Source organism: Streptomyces sp. NPDC001796, assembly GCF_042892355.1.
In the GTDB taxonomy this organism is placed as follows: domain Bacteria; phylum Actinomycetota; class Actinomycetes; order Streptomycetales; family Streptomycetaceae; genus Streptomyces.
Genome location: NZ_JBIAUC010000016.1, coordinates 16,888 through 33,662 on the forward strand (window position 1 = coordinate 16,888; position 16,775 = coordinate 33,662).

General features: G+C 72.1%; 14 protein-coding genes. 8 read left to right on the top strand and 6 right to left on the bottom strand.

Going from position 1 to position 16,775, the window contains the following annotated elements:
* Window positions 1-39: 39 nt before the first annotated feature.
* The 3 genes from ACFYZE_RS26720 to ACFYZE_RS26730 form a co-directional block, all read right to left on the bottom strand.
* Window positions 40-1,596, bottom strand: coding sequence for an amino acid permease (locus ACFYZE_RS26720; protein ID WP_388999034.1), 1,557 nt, complete (start codon window positions 1,594-1,596; stop codon window positions 40-42).
* Window positions 1,597-1,813: 217 nt separating this feature from the next.
* Window positions 1,814-2,659, bottom strand: coding sequence for a siderophore-interacting protein (locus tag ACFYZE_RS26725; RefSeq protein WP_388999037.1), 846 nt, complete (start codon window positions 2,657-2,659; stop codon window positions 1,814-1,816).
* 112 nt (window positions 2,660-2,771) lie between these two features.
* On the bottom strand, window positions 2,772-3,710 hold the full coding sequence (locus tag ACFYZE_RS26730) for a 5'-3' exonuclease H3TH domain-containing protein (protein ID WP_388999389.1): 939 nt from the start codon (window positions 3,708-3,710) through the stop codon (window positions 2,772-2,774).
* Window positions 3,711-3,901: 191 nt separating this feature from the next.
* Here ACFYZE_RS26730 and ACFYZE_RS26735 point away from each other — a divergent pair, with 191 nt between their 5' ends.
* The 4 genes from ACFYZE_RS26735 to ACFYZE_RS26750 all read left to right on the top strand — a co-directional run bounded on the left by ACFYZE_RS26735 (window position 3,902) and on the right by ACFYZE_RS26750 (window position 9,360).
* Window positions 3,902-4,990 (top strand): glycine betaine/L-proline ABC transporter ATP-binding protein, encoded by a 1,089-nt coding sequence (locus ACFYZE_RS26735; RefSeq protein ID WP_388999040.1) that lies wholly within the window; start codon window positions 3,902-3,904, stop codon window positions 4,988-4,990.
* Entirely contained in the window at window positions 4,983-7,598 is a 2,616-nt protein-coding gene (locus ACFYZE_RS26740; protein WP_388999043.1) for an ABC transporter permease/substrate binding protein, read from the top strand. The genes ACFYZE_RS26735 and ACFYZE_RS26740 overlap by 8 nt, the downstream gene beginning before the upstream one ends.
* Before the next feature lie 430 nt (window positions 7,599-8,028).
* Complete coding sequence (locus tag ACFYZE_RS26745) at window positions 8,029-8,604, top strand: helix-turn-helix domain-containing protein (RefSeq protein WP_103845299.1); 576 nt, start codon at window positions 8,029-8,031, stop codon at window positions 8,602-8,604.
* A gap of 36 nt (window positions 8,605-8,640) precedes the next feature.
* The gene (locus tag ACFYZE_RS26750) at window positions 8,641-9,360 is read left to right on the top strand and encodes a helical backbone metal receptor (RefSeq protein ID WP_388999047.1); all 720 of its coding nucleotides are present in this window, start codon (window positions 8,641-8,643) and stop codon (window positions 9,358-9,360) included.
* Here ACFYZE_RS26750 and ACFYZE_RS26755 read toward each other — a convergent pair.
* The gene (locus ACFYZE_RS26755) at window positions 9,287-10,483 is read right to left on the bottom strand and encodes a TDT family transporter (protein WP_388999050.1); all 1,197 of its coding nucleotides are present in this window, start codon (window positions 10,481-10,483) and stop codon (window positions 9,287-9,289) included. The genes ACFYZE_RS26750 and ACFYZE_RS26755 overlap by 74 nt on opposite strands.
* A gap of 70 nt (window positions 10,484-10,553) precedes the next feature.
* Here ACFYZE_RS26755 and ACFYZE_RS26760 point away from each other — a divergent pair, with 70 nt between their 5' ends.
* Entirely contained in the window at window positions 10,554-11,489 is a 936-nt protein-coding gene (locus ACFYZE_RS26760; protein ID WP_388999053.1) for a LysR family transcriptional regulator, read from the top strand.
* 106 nt (window positions 11,490-11,595) lie between these two features.
* Here ACFYZE_RS26760 and ACFYZE_RS26765 read toward each other — a convergent pair whose 3' ends face one another.
* Together ACFYZE_RS26765 and ACFYZE_RS26770 are read right to left on the bottom strand one after the other, a co-directional pair.
* Window positions 11,596-12,327: a gamma-glutamyl-gamma-aminobutyrate hydrolase family protein gene (locus ACFYZE_RS26765; RefSeq protein ID WP_388999056.1), complete on the bottom strand. Its 732-nt coding sequence runs from the start codon at window positions 12,325-12,327 to the stop codon at window positions 11,596-11,598.
* Between the two features lie 49 nt (window positions 12,328-12,376).
* Entirely contained in the window at window positions 12,377-13,123 is a 747-nt protein-coding gene (locus tag ACFYZE_RS26770) for a FadR/GntR family transcriptional regulator (RefSeq protein ID WP_388999059.1), read from the bottom strand.
* Between the two features lie 76 nt (window positions 13,124-13,199).
* Here ACFYZE_RS26770 and ACFYZE_RS26775 point away from each other — a divergent pair, with 76 nt between their 5' ends.
* From ACFYZE_RS26775 to ACFYZE_RS26785, 3 genes are read left to right on the top strand one after another with little or no spacing between them, the layout of a single operon-like run.
* On the top strand, window positions 13,200-14,570 hold the full coding sequence (locus tag ACFYZE_RS26775; RefSeq protein WP_388999062.1) for a glutamine synthetase family protein: 1,371 nt from the start codon (window positions 13,200-13,202) through the stop codon (window positions 14,568-14,570).
* Window positions 14,571-14,593: 23 nt separating this feature from the next.
* Complete coding sequence (locus ACFYZE_RS26780) at window positions 14,594-15,973, top strand: aldehyde dehydrogenase family protein (protein ID WP_388999392.1); 1,380 nt, start codon at window positions 14,594-14,596, stop codon at window positions 15,971-15,973.
* Between the two features lie 2 nt (window positions 15,974-15,975).
* Window positions 15,976-16,767, top strand: coding sequence for a 3-oxoacyl-ACP reductase (locus ACFYZE_RS26785; protein WP_388999395.1), 792 nt, complete (start codon window positions 15,976-15,978; stop codon window positions 16,765-16,767).
* The last annotated feature ends 8 nt before the right edge of the window (window positions 16,768-16,775 follow it).

Here is a 16,775-nt window from a genome sequence, read left to right on the forward strand (position 1 = left end):
GCTCCAGCCTACGAGGCGGCCGGAGCGGGGCGCGAAAGCCTAGGCGGTCGCCTCCTGCACAGCCGCCTCCGGTACGGGAGCCGAAGCGGAGGTCCGACTGCGGTACGTCCGGAAGGCGGCGCCGGCTGCGACCGTCGCCGTGAGGAACAGCAGCGTGAACCACCGGAAGTACCAGTGCCCGCCCGCGGGGTCGTACACGGCGGCTCGGGGCCAGGCCAGGTTGACGGTCATCAGGAGGCCGTAGAGAAGGGCGAGGGCGTTCACCGGGATGCCCCAGCGGCCCAGCGAGAACAGCGGGGCGCCCACCTCGTCCGTGCCGCCGGCCGGGAAGCCGCCGCGCAGGCGCCGTAGCAGCAGGGGGCCCGTCACCATCGCGTAGGCCAGGTACAGCATCACGATGCAGGTGGTGCCGATCGCCAGGAAGGCGTCCGGCGAGGCGAAGTTGAGCAGCAGGAGCGCGGCGGCGAGGACGCCGACCACCAGGGCGGGCGCGCTCGGCATGCCCGTGCGCGGATTGACCCGGGCGAGCCGCCGCGCGAACGGCATCCGGCCGTCGCGGGCCATGGAGAACAGCATCCGGCAGGCCGCCGTCTGGATCGCCAGCGTCGCCACCGCGATCGCCACCACCACGTCGGCGAGCAGCACCCGGCCCACCCCGTCGCCGAGGCTGCTGGTCAGGACGTAACTGAGACCGTCGGTGCCGAGCCGGCCGTCCGTAAGGCTGGGCGCGGCGAGAATGCCGCCGAGGACGATGAGCCCGCCGAGCAGGCCCGCCGCGCCGAGCGCGGTCAGGATGGTGCGCGGCGCGGTGCGGCGCGGGTTGTGGGTCTCCTCGCTCATCTCGCCGGCGCTGTCGAAGCCGATCATCACGTACGCCGCCGTGAACGAACCGACGAGCAGCGCCCCGAGCAGCCCGCCCGTGCCGGAGCCGGTGTGGAAGGTGATGCCGGGGGAGCGCCGGGAGTGGGTGAGCAGCAGCACCACGATCAGGCAGGCGCCGATGATCTCGGCGGTGACCCCGACGCGGTTGACCGCGGACATCACCCGGTTGTCGACGACGTTCACGAGCGTGGTGAGCACCAGCAGGATGACGCCGAGGACCGCCGCGTTCGCCGCACCCGTGGGCGAGGTGGGTGACGGGTCCCCGCCCACCAGCTGGAAGCCGGACCACAGCGGCGGCATCACCATCTGCAGCGCCAGCGCCGCCGCGGCGACCACGACCACCTGCCCGATGACCATGATCCAGCCGGCGAACCAGCCGAAGGTGGCGTTCGACAGGCGTGAGGACCACTGGTAGACGGCGCCGGAGATCGGATAACGGGCGGCGAGCTCGGCGAAGCACGCGGCCACCAGCACCTGGCCGACCATCACCACGGGCCAGGTCCAGAAGAAGACGGGCCCGCCGAACGCGTACCCGAACGCGAAGAACTGGAACACGGTCGTCAGGACGGAGATGAAGGAGAACCCGGCCGCGAAGGAGGCGTACCGGCCCAGGCTGCGGTGCAGTTCCTGGCGGTAGCCGAAGCGCGCCAGGTCGGCGGCTCCCTCGGGGCCCGGAGGGTCGGGGCGGACGTCGGCGGGGGCGGTGCTCGTCATGGCGGCAACCTGCTTTCGCACTGCGCGCGAGAGTTCCTGTCGGGCGACAGAAATTGCTGTCGGGCGACCGAACGTAGGGAGCACCTGTTTCACCGGCGTCACGCCGCGGTGTCGGGGCCGGACCCAAGTCCTCACGCCCTCACGAGAGCACCGACAAGGCGGCGGCACCCCGGGCATCCCCGGAGTGCCGCCGCCCTGGATGGCCGGCCGCGACGCCCTACGCGGCGGACGCGCCCTCCTGCTCCGCCTCTATACGTGCGTTCCACTCCCGCTTCGACGCCTGCCAGCCGTCCTCGTCGTGCCCGAGGCGCCAGTAGCCGGAGATGGAGAGGTCCTCGCGCGGGATCCGGTGCTCGACGCGCAGCAGCCGGCGCAGTTCCTTCACGAAACCGGCCTCGCCGTGCACGAACGCGTGCACCCGGCCTTCGGGGAACTCGAGCGCGCGCACGGCCTCGATCAGCGCCTCGCCCACCGGCCGGTCCCCACGGTGCAGCCAGACCACCTCCACATCGGAGTCGATCTTCTGCTCCTCCTCGGGGCCGGCGACCTCCACGCACGCGTGCGCCCGGGCACCGTCCGGCAGCGCCTCCAGGGCCGCCGCGATCGCGGGCAGCGCGCTCTCGTCGCCGACGAGCAGATGCCAGTCGGCGCTCGCGTCCGGGGCGTAGGCGCCGCCCGGCCCCATGAACCGCACGGTCTCGCCCGGCCGCACCCGCAACGCCCACGGCCCGGCGAGCCCCTCGTCGCCGTGGATCACGAAGTCCAGGGTCAGCTCGCGGTGCTCCGGATCCCAGGCACGCACGGTGTACGTCCGGGTCACGGGCCACTGCTCGCGCGGCAACTCCTCGCGGATGCGCTGCAGATCGAAGGGTTCCGGATAGGTGACGCCCTCGGCAGGGGGGAAGAGCAGCTTCACGTAGTGGTCGGTGCAGCCGCCCACCGCGAAGCCGGCGAGTCCCTCACCGCCGAGCACCACCCGCTGCATGTGCGGGGTCAGCCGCTGCGTGCGGACGACCTGCGCGGTGTGGGCCCTGCGCGCCTTGCCTGCGGGGCGCTCTGCCATGACGGCCTCCCGGTTCCCTGAGTTAGGTTCACCTAAGTTAGCATCTCCTGCCAGTCAACACCTCTTTCCCGACTCTCCCGTGAGAACGGGATGACACTTCCTCCCGGAACCGTCACGCCCCGAGCGTGGTGAGCAGCCGCCGCAGTGAGCCGCCCAGACCCCAGCGGGCCTGAAGGGCGTCCAGTGCGGCCGGGTCGCGCGGCGTGCGCGGCAGCGCCGTGTCGACCTCCGGCAGTGGTGCGTCCTCGGCGACCCGGACGACCGAGGGCGCGACCGCGACATACGGCCGTGCCTCGGCGAGCCGCTTGCGCTGGGCCGGTGTGAGCTTCGACGCCGGGTCGTCGACCGCGGCCATGATCCCGGCCAGGTCGCCGAACTCGGCCAGCAGCTTCGCGGCCGTCTTCTCGCCGATGCCCGGGACGCCCGGCAGCCCGTCGCTGGGGTCGCCCCGCAGCAGCGCCAGGTCCGCGTAGCCGCGCCCGTCCACGCCGTACTTCTCGCGCAGTGCCGCCTCGTCGGTGAGCTGCAGCGTGCCGACGCCCTTGACCGGGTACAGCACCCGCACCCCGCGCGCGTCGTCGACCAGCTGGTACAGGTCGCGGTCACCGGTGACGATGTCGACCGGACCCTTGGCACGCGCCGTGAACGTGCCGATCACGTCGTCCGCCTCGTACCCGGCGACGCCGACGCGCGCGATGCCCAGCGCGTCCAGGACCTCCTCGATCACCGGCACCTGCGGGGACAGCGTGTCCGGCACCTCCTCCACGTCCGGCTCCGCCTCGTGGGCCTCGGCCACGCGGTGCGCCTTGTAGGAGGGGATCAGCTCCACCCGCCAGTGCGGGCGCCAGTCCGCGTCCATGCAGGCCACCAGGTCGTCGGGGCGGTGGTCCTTCACCAGGCGGTCGATGAAGTCGAGCAGCCCGCGCACGGCGTTCACGGGCGTGCCGTCGGGGGCCTTCACGGACTCCGGAACGCCGTAGTAGGCGCGGAAGTACAGCGAGGCGGTGTCGAGGAGCATGAGCCGTCGAGTTCTCTGCGTCACGGTCCGCATCATGCCGTACGCCGCCGACAGTGCCCCTTCCGTGTGCGTTCCGTGTGCATGCGTGGCAGAAGTAAACGCCTTGTGAACTGGGCCACCCCTGCGTTTGGCCTCGAGGGACGGGGGCAGGGGCGCCTCGAAGCGATGCCGGTTGCAGTTTCAACGTTTGCAGCGGCTCGGAGGCTTCGAGACGAGAGGTACCTGTGTCTTCCAGGCTTGAGACCGAGCACCTGTACAAGGTGTTCGGCAGACGACCGGATTGGGCGGTGGAACGGCTCCGGCAGGGGGCCGACCGTGAGGAACTGCGCGCCGACGGGACCACCGCGGCTGTGATCGACGCGTCCTTCACGGTGGAGCCGGGCCAGATCTTCGTCGTCATGGGCCTGTCCGGATCCGGCAAGTCCACGCTGCTGCGCATGCTCAACGGCCTGCTCGAGCCCACCGCCGGACACGTCCGCTTCGACGGCCAGGACCTCACCGCCCTCGGCCCCCGTGAGCTGCGCGAGGTCCGCGCACGGAAGATCAGCATGGTCTTCCAGCACTTCGCGCTCTTCCCGCACCGCAGCGTCCGCGAGAACGCCGCGTACGGCCTGGAAGTGCAGGGCGTGCCCCGCGCCGAGCGCCTCAAGCGCGCCGACGAGGCGCTCGCCCTGTGCGGCCTGGCCGGCTGGGAGAAGTCGTGGCCCGACGAGCTGTCCGGCGGTATGCAGCAGCGCGTGGGCCTGGCCCGGGCGCTCGCCACGGACGCCGACCTGCTGCTGATGGACGAGTCGTTCAGCGCGCTCGACCCGCTGATCCGCCGCGACATGCAGGACCAGCTGCTGCAGCTGCAGCAGACCCTGAAGAAGACCATCGTCTTCATCACCCACGACCTCAACGAGGCCATGCGCCTGGGCGACCGCATCGCCGTGATGCGGGACGGCCGCATCGTGCAGACCGGCACCGCCGAGGACATCCTGGTCCGCCCCGCCGACGACTACGTCGCCTCCTTCACCCAGGACGTCGACCGCTCCCGGGTGCTCACCGCCGGCGCGGTCATGGACACCACGGTCACCGGCGACGACCCGGGCTGCGGCTGTGAGACCGCGACCCCCGACACCCCGTTCGCCGAGCTGTGCGCGATCAGCGCCCGGCTCTCCCATCCCGTCGGGGTGGTCGACGAGGCCAACCGGCTCATCGGCGTCGTACCTCGGGAGCGGCTGGTGAGCTTCCTGGGCAACGAGGCCGCCGGCCCCGCACCCTGCGACAACCGGCGCGACGCCCACGGCGGGAAGGTGGCCGCCCGTGCCTAGGATCCCGTTCGGCGACTGGGTCAACTCCCTGGTCGACTGGCTGCTGCACCACATGGCGTGGCTGTTCGACTTCTGCAAGACCGTCTTCCTGGGCGCCTTCGACGGCATCAACACCGTCCTGCAGGCACCCGAGCCGCTGCTGCTCGCGGGCATCTTCGCCGTGATCGCGTTCTGGCTGCGCGGCACGGCCGCCGGTGTGCTCACCTTCGCCGGCTTCGCCTTCATCGACTCCCTTCAGCTGTGGGACGACGCGATGGTGACCCTGTCGCTCGTCCTGGTCGCGACGCTGATCGCGCTCTTCGTCTCCGTGCCCGTCGGCATCTGGGCGGCCCGCTCCAGCCGGGTCGGCGGCCTTGTGCGGCCGATGCTCGACTTCATGCAGACGCTGCCCGCGATGATCTACCTCATCCCGGCGATCCTCTTCTTCGGCACCGGTGCTCCCGCCGGCATCGTGGCCACCCTGATCTTCGCCCTCGCACCCGGCGTCCGCATGACCGAGCTCGGCATCCGCCAGGTCGACAAGGAGCTGGTGGAGGCCGCGGAGGCGTTCGGGACCACCCCGCGCGACACGCTGCTGCGCGTCCAGCTGCCGCTCGCCCTGCCGACCGTGATGGCCGGCGTCAACCAGGTGATCATGCTGGGTCTGTCCATGGCGGCCATCGCCGGCATGGTCGGCACCGGCGGCCTCGGCGGCGACGTCAACGAGGCCATCGGCCAGCTCGACGTGGGCCTCGGCTCCGAGGCCGGCGTCGCCATCGTCATCCTGGCGATCTACCTGGACCGCATGACCAGCGCCCTCGGCACCCAGGTCTCCCCGCTGGGCCGCCGCGCCGCCGCCCGGCTGCGCGCCGCGCAGGGCCTGAAGATCTGGTCCTACCGGCCCCGGCCCGCCGTGGCCGTGATCGGCGTGGTCGTGCTCGCGCTGGTCGCCGGCGGCATGGGCGTCTTCGCGGGCGGCGGCAAGTCCGCCACCGCGGCCGACGCACAGAACGTCGGCCAGGGCAAGAAGATCACCATCGGCTACATCCCGTGGGACGAGGGCGTCGCCTCCACGTTCCTGTGGAAGGAGGTCCTGGAGCAGCGCGGTTTCCAGGTCGACGTCAAACAGTTCGACGCCGGTCCGCTATACACCTCGCTGGCGCAGGGCGACATCGACTTCGAGACCGACTCATGGCTGCCCACCACGCACCAGCAGTACTGGAAGAAGTACGGCAGCAGGCTCGACGACCTGGGCTCCTGGTACGGCCCGACGTCGCTGGAGCTGTCCGTGCCCTCCTATGTGAAGGGCGTCGACTCGCTGGAGGACCTCAAGGGCAAGGCCGCCACCTTCGGCGGGAAGATCACCGGCATCGAGTCCAGCGCCGGTGAGATGGGCCTGCTCAAGAGCACCGTCCTGAAGAAGTACGGCCTGGACAAGGAGTACCAGGTCGTCGACAGCTCCACGCCCGCGATGCTCGCCGAGCTCAAGCGTGCCTACGGGCAGAAGAAGCCGATCGTCGTCACGCTCTGGTCGCCGCACTGGGCGTACAACGACTACGACCTGAAGAAGCTCAAGGACCCCAAGGGCGCCTGGGGCAAGGGCGACTCGGTGCACACGCTCGCCCGCAAGGGCTTCGCCCAGGACAACCCGGTCGTCGGGACGTGGCTGAGGAACTTCAGGATGGACGAGAAGCAGCTCACCGGCCTGGAAGCCGAGATCAACAAGGCCGGCAAGGGCAGGCAGCAGGACGCCGTGCGGGCCTGGCTGAAGAAGAACCCGGGCGTCGTCGACAAGCTCGCCCCGGTGCAGAAGTCCGCGGCCGGCAGCCCGGCCGAGGCGAAGCGCCCGCTGAACGTCGCCTGGTTCCCCTGGGACGAGGACGTCGCCGTCACCTACCTGTGGAAGAACGTCCTTCAGCGGCGCGGCTACCGGCTCGACCTGAAGCAGATGGACGTCGGCCCCGTCTACACGGGACTGGCGGGCGGCGACCTCGACCTCAACTTCGACGCCTGGCTGCCGTACGCCCAGAAGAACTACTGGGACAGGACGAAGGACAGGCTCACGGACCTGGGCACCTGGTACCAGCCGACCTCCCTGGAGATCGCCGTGCCCTCCTACGTCAAGGACGTGAAGTCCCTGGAGGACCTCAAGGGCAGGGCGAGCACTTTCGGCGGAAAGATCATCGGCATCGAGCCCGGCACCGGTGAGATGAACCTGCTCAAGACGAAGGTGCTGCCCGGCTACGGCCTGGACAAGGAGTACCAGGTCGTCGACGGCTCCACACCCGCGATGCTCGCCGAGCTCGAGCGTGCCTACGCGCAGAGGAAGCCGGTCGCCGTCGTCCTGTGGTCGCCGCACTGGGCGTACAGCGAGTACAAGCTCACCAAGCTCGCGGACGACAGGAAGCTGTTCGGCGAGGGCAACACGATCCGCACCATCGCCACCCGGGCGTTCCCGGACCGGTATCCGCAGCTCACCAAGTGGATCAGGAACTTCAGGATGAGCGAGGCGGAGCTGGGCAGCCTGGAGAGCGAGATCAAGAACCGCGGCCAGGGCCATGAGGAGGCCGCCGTGGCCGCGTGGGTGCAGCGGCACCCGGACATCGTGCAGCGGATGACCCCCCAGTAACCCGCCTGGTGCCCGGGAGGACACCCCGAGCACTCCGAGGACAACGAGCCGCCCGGCGCCCTCACCGCGCCGGGCGGCTCCGTACTCCCGTACGAGCGCCGTACGAGGCCGTACGAGAAGAATCCGGACAACCCCGCAACGGCCCAATTCACCGATCGTGACCGAACGGCTCTCTTCCCTGACCGGTCGGCGACGCCTCCGGCACCTCGCCCGGGCCGCCCCGCGCCTCTGGTCAGCCGTTTCCTCGCAGGTGAGCGCGGAGTGCGCGGGGAGGCGGGACGGCTCGTCCGGTGGCGCGAACCCTGACCTTCACCACTCTTGTATATGACACCGATGTGACGGGCGCATGAAACGGTTTGCCGAACATGCGTAGGGTGCAGACAACTCAGAAGAAGCAGAGGACCGACGAGCGAGGGAGGGAGCCGGAGCGATGGGCGACCACAAAGAGCAGCCCCTTCGAGTGGGCGCAGCCGTACGGCGGCGGCGCCGCGCGCTCGAGCTCACCCTCGCCGTAGTGGCCGAGCGCAGCGGCCTGTCGGTGCCCTTCCTGAGCCAGGTGGAGAACGAGCGGGCGCGTCCCAGCCGGCCCTCCCTGGAACGGATCGCCGACGCCCTGCGGACCACCGCCGTCGACCTGCTGGCCGCGGCCGACCCGGCGTGCAGCGTGGACGTGCTGCGCGCCGACGACGAAGCCGTCCCGCCCGGGCAGGCCCGGGTGCGCCCGCTGGTGCGCGGGCACCACCAACTGCACGCGATGGAGTTCATCGGGGACCACGACGAGGGCCGCGAATTCCAGCACCGCAACGACGAGTTGATGTACGTCGTCGAGGGCGCCGTCGAAATAGAGGCGGAGGGCCGGGCGCACCGGCTCGGGCGGGGGGACACGCTGTACCTGAGCGGGGGAGTGCGGCACCGCTGGCGGGCGACCGTGCCGGACACCCGTGTGGTGGTGGTCGCGGTCGCGGACCACATCGAGGCGGTCGAGGACCGGTCCCGCCGCCGCTGACCCGCTTGCCGTCACCGCCGGGGCCGAGGAGGCAGGATGCGGGTCGTCTCACTGGTGCCGTCGCTGACCGAGGCCGTGACCGTCTCCGTGCCGGGCGCCCTGGTCGGCGCCACCGACTGGTGCACCCACCCGGCGGACCTCGACGTCGTCCGGATCGGCGGCACCAAGAACCCGAAGGTCGACCGGATCGTCGGGCTCGCCCCCGACCTGGTGCTCGCCAACGAGGAGGAGAACCGCGGACCGGACCTCGCCGCCCTGCGCGAAGCGGGCCTGAACGTCCTGGTCACCGAGGTGCGGAACGTGCCGCAGGCCTTCCGCGAGCTGGAGCGGGTGGTGGCGGCGTGCGGCGCGCCGGCCCGGCCCCGCTGGCTGGACGAGGCGGAGGCGGCCTGGTCACGGCTGCCGGAGCCGGGTACCCGGGCGACCGCCGTCGTCCCCGTCTGGCGCAGGCCCTGGATGGTGCTGGGCCGGGACACCTTCGCCGGGGACGTCCTGGCCCGGCTCGGCGTCGGCAACCTGTACGGGACACACCCGGAGCGCTATCCGAAGGTGCCCCTCCAGGAGCTGCGGGACGCCGCCCCCGACCTGGTGGTGCTGCCCGACGAGCCGTACCGCTTCACCGCCGACGACGGTCCGGAGGCATTCGAAGGGCTGCCGTGCGCACTGGTCAGCGGGCGTCACCTCACCTGGTACGGGCCCTCGTTGATCCAGGCGCCGCACGTCCTCGCCCGGGCGCTGCGAGCAGCTCGCCGCTGACGACACCCCGCCCCGTCCGGACGGCGGCGACGGCCCACGCGGCGACGAGCAGCGCGTACAGGCCGACCGCGAGCCCGTCGAAGGGGGCGAGCCCCGTGCGCCGGCCCAGCGCCTCCGCGCCGGTGGCACAGGTGCCGAGCGGGAACGTGAACGCCCACCAGGTCATGGCGAAGCCCATGCCCTGCCGTAGGGCCCGCACCACCAGCGCGGCAGCGAGCGCCAGCCACAGCAGGGCGAAGCCCATGACCGGGACGCCGTACAGCACGGCGAGGACGGCGAAGCCCTCGGCGTACGGGGCGGGCACGGCGCCGCGTGCGGCATCCGCGGCGGTGCCGGCGGCGGTGGTGGACTGGCCGAGCGGGCCCAGCACCAGGAACAGGGTCGGTGTCAGGGGAAGTGGCAGCGGTCCCGCGGTGATGAGCCGGGTCACGATCGGCGGCAGGGTCACGAGCGTGGCCAGCAGGCTCAGCCCGAACAGGGCGAGACAGGCGAGCAGCAGCGTCTCGCGGGGCCGGCCGGCGGGCAGGTGCGGGACCAGCAGCGGACCCTGCGCCGCGGAGACCATGGGGGCGACCAGGGGCAGCAGCCACACGGGGCTCGCCTGGTCGGGCTCGACGCGGTGCCGGGCGACCATCAGATAGGGCACGGCGACGGCGGCGACGAGACCGACGACAGTGCCCGCGGCGAACAGGACGGCGTCCACGGCGACGGCGGGGCCCGGCCCTGTCCAGTCCCGGCCGACGGCCAGGGTGGCGCCGCCCACGGCGAGCAGGGCCATGGCCGGACAGCCGTAGAAGGGGGCCACGGCGGGGTCGAGGAGATGGGCGCGGGCCTGGTCGCGGTGGTGGACCCAGTGCAGGGCGCGGGCGACGAGCAGGGCCGCGAGCAGGGCCGACGCCAGCGCCCAGACGGCCGTGCAGACGGTCCGCAGCCCCGGCACATGCACGGCGCCGGGCAGACCGGAGCCGGCGGTCGCCACGATCGCGGTGCCCATCACGGAGGCGTACCAGTTCGGTCCGAGGTGCCGGACGGCGGGGGCACGCCGGGGGCGGGCGGGCAGGGCGAGGGCGCTTCTCACGGATCTCGGTGAGAAGGACCGTGGGGGCCGGGCTGCGGTGACCATGCATGCACGGTCCCGCCGGGCAGTGGCCGGCACCAGGGATCACGCTTCTATGTGGGCATAAGCTGTGTTTATGGCGGAGGGTGTTGAGGCGGGGTTTCCGGGGGCGTCTCTGGCGCACCGGGTGCCGGATCTGGGCGCGCTGGAGCTGCTGCTCGCCGTGGCCCGGCTGGGCAGCCTGGGGCGGGCCGCGCGGGAGCTGGGGATCACCCAGCCGGCGGCCAGCAGCCGCATCCGGTCGATGGAGCGGCAGCTCGGGGTGGCGCTGGTGGACCGTTCGCCCCGGGGCTCCCGGCTGACGGACGCCGGGGCGCTGGTCACCGACTGGGCGCGGCGGATCGTGGAGGCGGCGGAGGCATTCGACGCGGGGGCACAGGCGCTCCGGGGCCGGCGGGACTCACGGTTGCGGGTGGCCGCGAGCATGACGATCGCGGAGTACCTGCTGCCCGGCTGGCTGATCGCCCTGCGCGCCCAGCGGCCCGACACGGCGGTGTCGCTGCTGGCCGGGAACTCGGCGGCGGTCGCGGAACGGCTGCTCGCGGACGAGGCCGACCTGGGCTTCGTGGAGGGGGTTTCCGTGCCGGCGGGCCTGGACGCGGCGGTCGTCGCCCGGGACCGGCTCATCGTCGTGACGGCGCCGGGGCACCCGTGGGTACGCCGCCGCGGGCCGCTCACGGCCGGGGAACTGGCCTCGACCCCGCTGATCCTCCGGGAGGAGGGTTCGGGCACCCGTCAGGTCCTGGCCGCGGCCCTGGGCGGCCTTGCCCGCCCCCTGCTCGAACTGTCGTCGACCACCGCGGTGAAGGCCTCGGCGGTGAGCGGCGCGGGCCCCGCGGTCCTGAGCGAACTCGCCGTGGGCGAGGAACTCTCGGCCCGCCGCCTGGTGAGCGTGCCGGTCGACGGCGTACGCCTGGACCGCGCGCTGCGAGCGGTATGGCGCACCGGGCACCGTCCGACGGGCCCGGGACGGGATCTGCTGGGGCTGACGCGGCACAGGGGGCAGGGCTGACGCCGGGAGGAGGTTTGAGGGCTGACGCGGGACGAGGCCAGGGCCGACGCGGAAGTCGAGCCTATGAGCGCAAGGACGGCGCGCGGCCTGGGGCCTTTCGTTCGGATCAGGCCGGGCTCGCGGGGTCTGATCCGAACGAAAGACCCTGGACGCGGGCGGACGCCGCCTCCACCAGCGCCCGCATCACCCGGACGTCCTCGCCCATCTCCGGGTGCCACTGCACACCCAGCACCCAGGCGGCACCCGGCACTTCGACCGCCTCCGGGGTGCCGTCCTCCGCGTACGCCGAGATCACCAGTCCGTCCCCGAGGCGGTCCACGGCCTGGTGGTGGTAGGTCGGGACCGACACCGACTCCGGCGCCACCTCCCCGTAGCGCGTGCCCGGCACCGGCTCGACCGTGTGCCCGCCGAACGCGCCCACCTGGACGACGTGCCCGTCGAGATGCTGCACGAGTGTGCCGCCCAGGGCGACGTTGAGCAGCTGCATCCCGCGGCAGATGCCGAGCAGCGGTGTGCCGGACGCGAGTGCCGCCCCGATCAGCGCCAGTTCCCAGGCGTCCCGCTCCGGCGCGGGCGGCCCGGTGCGCGGGGAGCGCTCCGCGCCGTAGCGGGCCGGGTCCACGTCCGGGCCACCCGCGATCACCACACCGTCCAGCCGGGCCACCGTCGCCGCCGCCTGCGCCGGATCGTCCGGCGGGAGCATCGCGGCGAGCCCGCCGGCCCGCTGCACGAGCCGCGGATAACCCGCCGGCAGCAGCGCCGCCTCCAGCTCCCAGACGCCCCAGCGCGCCCCGGCCTCCAGATACGTGCTCACGCCGATCAGCGGCCGTCCGGTCATACGGGCCTCCCAGAGCTCCAATGGTCAACGTTAATACCTTTACAAGTGCTCAGGCCAGGAAGCCCCGCAGCAGCGCCGCCGTCCCCGCGCAGTGCTCCCGCATCATCTCCCGCGCGCCGTCGGCGTCCCCGTCCAGCACCGCCTCCACCAGCGCCTCGTGCTGCCGCTGCGAGTGCTCCAGGTTGCGGACCAGCAGCGGGATGCAGTCCAGCAGGTCGTTCACCGACGCCCGCACGGCCGCGTACTGCGCCGTCAGCGACGGCGACCCGGCGAGTTCCGCCAGTGTGAGGTGCAGCAGCGTGTCCAGGCGCCGGTACTCCGTCAGCGGTGCGTCGTGGGTGCCGGCCAGGGCCTCCCGCAGCCGTGCCGCCTGCTCGTCGGTGAGGCCGTGCGTCGCGCACAGGCCCGCCGCTCCCACCTCCAGCACCTCGCGGAACCGCAGCACGTCCTCGATGTCGACCTTCTCGATGCGCCGGCGCAGCTCGTCCTCGCCGCCCGCGTCCACGCGCGGCAGGACGAACGTGCCGCCGTAGCGCCCGCGCCGCGACTCCACCAGGCCCTGGTCCTGGAGCACCTTCAGCACCTCGCGCAGCGTCACCCGGCTGATCCCCAGCCGCTCCGCCAGCTCACGCTCCGCGGGCAGCCGCTCGCCGCCCGGCACCAGCCCCAGGCGGACCACCTGGAGGATCTGCTCCAGCGCCTCCTCGAAGCCGTTGCCCGCCCGCACCGGCCGCAGCACCGGCGTCAACCGGTCCCGCGCGCCGGCGGGGAGGCCGCCGGGTTCCGCCTGCGACATCTGGCCGTGCCCCCTTCCCAAGCAATGGTTCTCGGAAATACCTTATGACTTCCGGCGGACCCGAAGGAGACCTCCCGTGGCAGACCGCACATCCCCGCTCGGGCTCGAGGAGCTGCACACCCTCGTCGCGGCCGGCGAGATCGACACTGTCGTCCTGGCCTTCCCCGACATGCAAGGGCGCCTCCAGGGCAAGCGGTTCGCCGCGCGCTTCTTCCTCGACGAGGTGCTGGAGCACGGCACGGAGGGCTGCAACTACCTCCTCGCCGTCGACACCGAGATGAACACGGTCGACGGTTACGACATGTCCTCCTGGGACCGCGGCTACGGCGACTTCGCCCTCCACCCGGACCTGGGCACCCTGCGCCGGGTGCCCTGGCACGAGGGCACGGCCATGGTCATCGCCGACCTCGCCTGGAACGACGGCTCACCCGTCCTCGCCGCGCCCCGCCAGGTCCTGCGCCGCCAGCTGGAGCGCCTGGCCGCCCTCGGCCACACCGCCCAGGTCGGCACCGAGCTGGAGTTCATCGTCTTCAAGGACACCTACGAGCAGGCCTGGGACGCGAACTACCGGGGCCTGACCCCGGCCAACCAGTACAACATCGACTACTCCGTGCTCGGCACGGGCCGCATCGAGCCCCTGCTGCGCCGCATCCGCAACGAGATGGCCGGCGCCGGGATGACCGTCGAGTCCGCCAAGGGCGAGTGCAACCCGGGCCAGCACGAGATCGTCTTCCGCTACGACGACGCCCTGGTGACCTGCGACCAGCACGCCATCTACAAGACCGGAGCCAAGGAGATCGCCGCCCAGGAAGGCGTCTCGATCACCTTCATGGCCAAGTACAACGAGCGTGAGGGCAACTCCTGCCACATCCACCTCTCGCTCGCCGACGAGCACGGCCACAACGCCATGGCCGGCGGGCCCGGCGACCCCGGCGGGATGTCGAAGGTCATGCGGCACTTCCTCGCCGGGCAGCTGGCCGCCCTGCGCGACTTCTCGCTGCTGTACGCGCCGAACATCAACTCCTACAAGCGCTTCCAGCCGGGATCGTTCGCCCCGACCGCGGTCGCCTGGGGGTACGACAACCGCACCTGCGCCCTGAGGGTCGTCGGACACGGACGCTCGACGCGCTTCGAGAACCGGGTCCCCGGCGGCGACGTCAACCCGCACCTGGCCGTCGCGGGGATGGTCGCGGCCGGGCTGTACGGCATCGAGCAGGAGCTGGAGCTGCCCGAGCCGTGCCCCGGCAACGCCTACACCGCCGAGTACGCGCACGTGCCCACCACACTGCGCGAGGCCGCCGAACTCTGGGAGAACAGCGCCCTCGCCAAGGCCGCCTTCGGCGACGAGGTGGTCGCGCACTACAGCAACATGGCCCGTGTCGAACTGGCCGCCTTCGACGCCGCGGTGACCGACTGGGAGCTGCGCCGCTCCTTCGAACGCATGTGAGGGGTTCTTTCGTGCCGAACGCCGTGTCGAGCGAGCTCGATCTGCAGGTGCTGAATCCGGCCACCGAGGAGGTCGTCGCCACCGTCCCCGCCGCCACCGCGGCCGACGTGGACGCCGCCGTCGTGCGGGCCGCGCGGGCGCAGTCCCGGTGGGCGGCGCTCCCGCCCGGCGACCGGGCCCGGCTGCTGCGCCGGTTCGCCCGGACCGTCGACGAACACCTCGAGGAACTGGCCGAGTCGGAGGTCCGCGAGGCGGGCCACACGATCGGCAATGCCCGCTGGGAGGCCGGCAACGTCCGTGACCTGCTCGACTACGCGGCCGGCGGAGTCGAGCGCCTGACCGGGCGCCAGATCCCCGTCCCGGGCGGCCTGGACGTCACGATCCTCGAACCGCTCGGTGTCGTGGGCGTCATCGCGCCCTGGAACTTCCCGATGCCGATCGCCGCATGGGGCGCCGCCCCGGCGCTCGCGGCGGGCAACGCGGTGCTCCTCAAGCCCGCCGAGACGACCCCGCTCACCGCACTGCGCCTGGCCGAACTGGCCCTGGAGGCGGGCCTGCCCGAAGGACTGTTCCAGGCGCTGCCCGGCCACGGCCCGGTCGCGGGTGCCGCGCTCGTCGAGCACCCGGGCGTGGCGAAGATCGTCTTCACCGGTTCGACGGCCGTGGGCAAACAGGTGCTGGCAAAGGGCTCCGCACTGCTCAAGCGCGTCACCCTCGAACTCGGCGGCAAGAGCCCCAACATCGTCTTCGCCGACGCCGACCTCGAGACCGCCGCGGCCACCGCCCCCATGTCGTTCCTCGACAACTCCGGCCAGGACTGCTGCGCGCGTACCCGTATCCTCGTCCAGCGCTCCGCCTACGACCGCTTCCTCGACCTGCTCGCCCCCGCCGTCGAGTCGGTCCTCGTCGGAGACCCGGCCGACGAGAACACACAGATGGGCCCGCTGATCTCCAGGACACAGCTGGAGCGCGTCCGCTCGTACATCCCCGCGGGCGCCGAAGGGATCCGCGGCAAGGCACCCGAGGGGCCGGGTTTCTGGTTCCCGCCGACCGTCCTCACCGGCGTCGACCCGCACGCGCGCGTGGCCGTCGAGGAGGTCTTCGGCCCGGTCGCCGTCGTCCTGCCCTTCGAGGACGAGGCCGACGCGATCCGGCTCGCCAACGACACGCCGTACGGGCTCTCCGGTTCCATCTGGACCCGGGACGTCGGCCGCGCGCTGCGCGTCTCCCAGGCCGTCCGTGCGGGCAACCTGTCCGTCAACTCCCACTCCAGCGTCCGCTACTGGACCCCCTTCGGCGGCTTCAAGCAGTCGGGGATCGGCCGCGAACTCGGCCCGGACGCCCTGACCGCCTTCACCGAGACCAAGAACGTCTTCATCAGCACGGAGGGCCCCGCACAGTGACAGTGACCTCGCAGACCTCTGACATCATCTGCCGCCGCCTGGTCGGCCGCACCGCCGTCGTCACCGGTGCCGGCAGCGGCATCGGCCTCGCCAGCGCGCGCCGCCTCGCCGCCGAGGGCGCGAACGTCGTCTGCGGCGACGTCGACGAGACCCGCGGCAAAGCCGCCGCCGAGGAGGTCGGCGGGCTGTTCGTGAAGGTCGACGTCACCGACCCCGAGCAGGTGGAGGCGCTGTTCGAGGCGGCCTACGACACCTACGGGTCCGTCGACGTCGCCTTCAACAACGCGGGGATCTCACCGCCCGACGACGACTCGATCCTCGAGACCGGCCTGGAGGCCTGGAAGCGGGTCCAGGAGGTCAACCTGACCTCCGTCTACCTGTGCTGCAAGGCCGCCATCCCCTACATGCGGCGCCAGGGCAAGGGCTCCATCATCAACACGGCCTCGTTCGTGGCCCGCATGGGCGCGGCCACCTCGCAGATCTCGTACACGGCCTCCAAGGGCGGCGTCCTCGCCATGTCCCGGGAGCTGGGCGTGCAGTTCGCGCGGGAGGGCATCCGGGTCAACGCGCTGTGCCCCGGGCCGGTCAACACCCCCCTCCTGCAGGAGCTGTTCGCCAAGGACCCCGAGCGGGCCGCGCGCCGTCTGGTGCACATCCCGGTCGGCCGGTTCGCGGAGGCGGAGGAGATCGCCGCGGCGGTCGCGTTCCTCGCCAGCGACGACTCGTCCTTCGTGAACGCCACCGACTTCCTGGTGGACGGCGGAATCGCGGGCGCGTACGTCACGCCCCTGTAGGGAGCCCG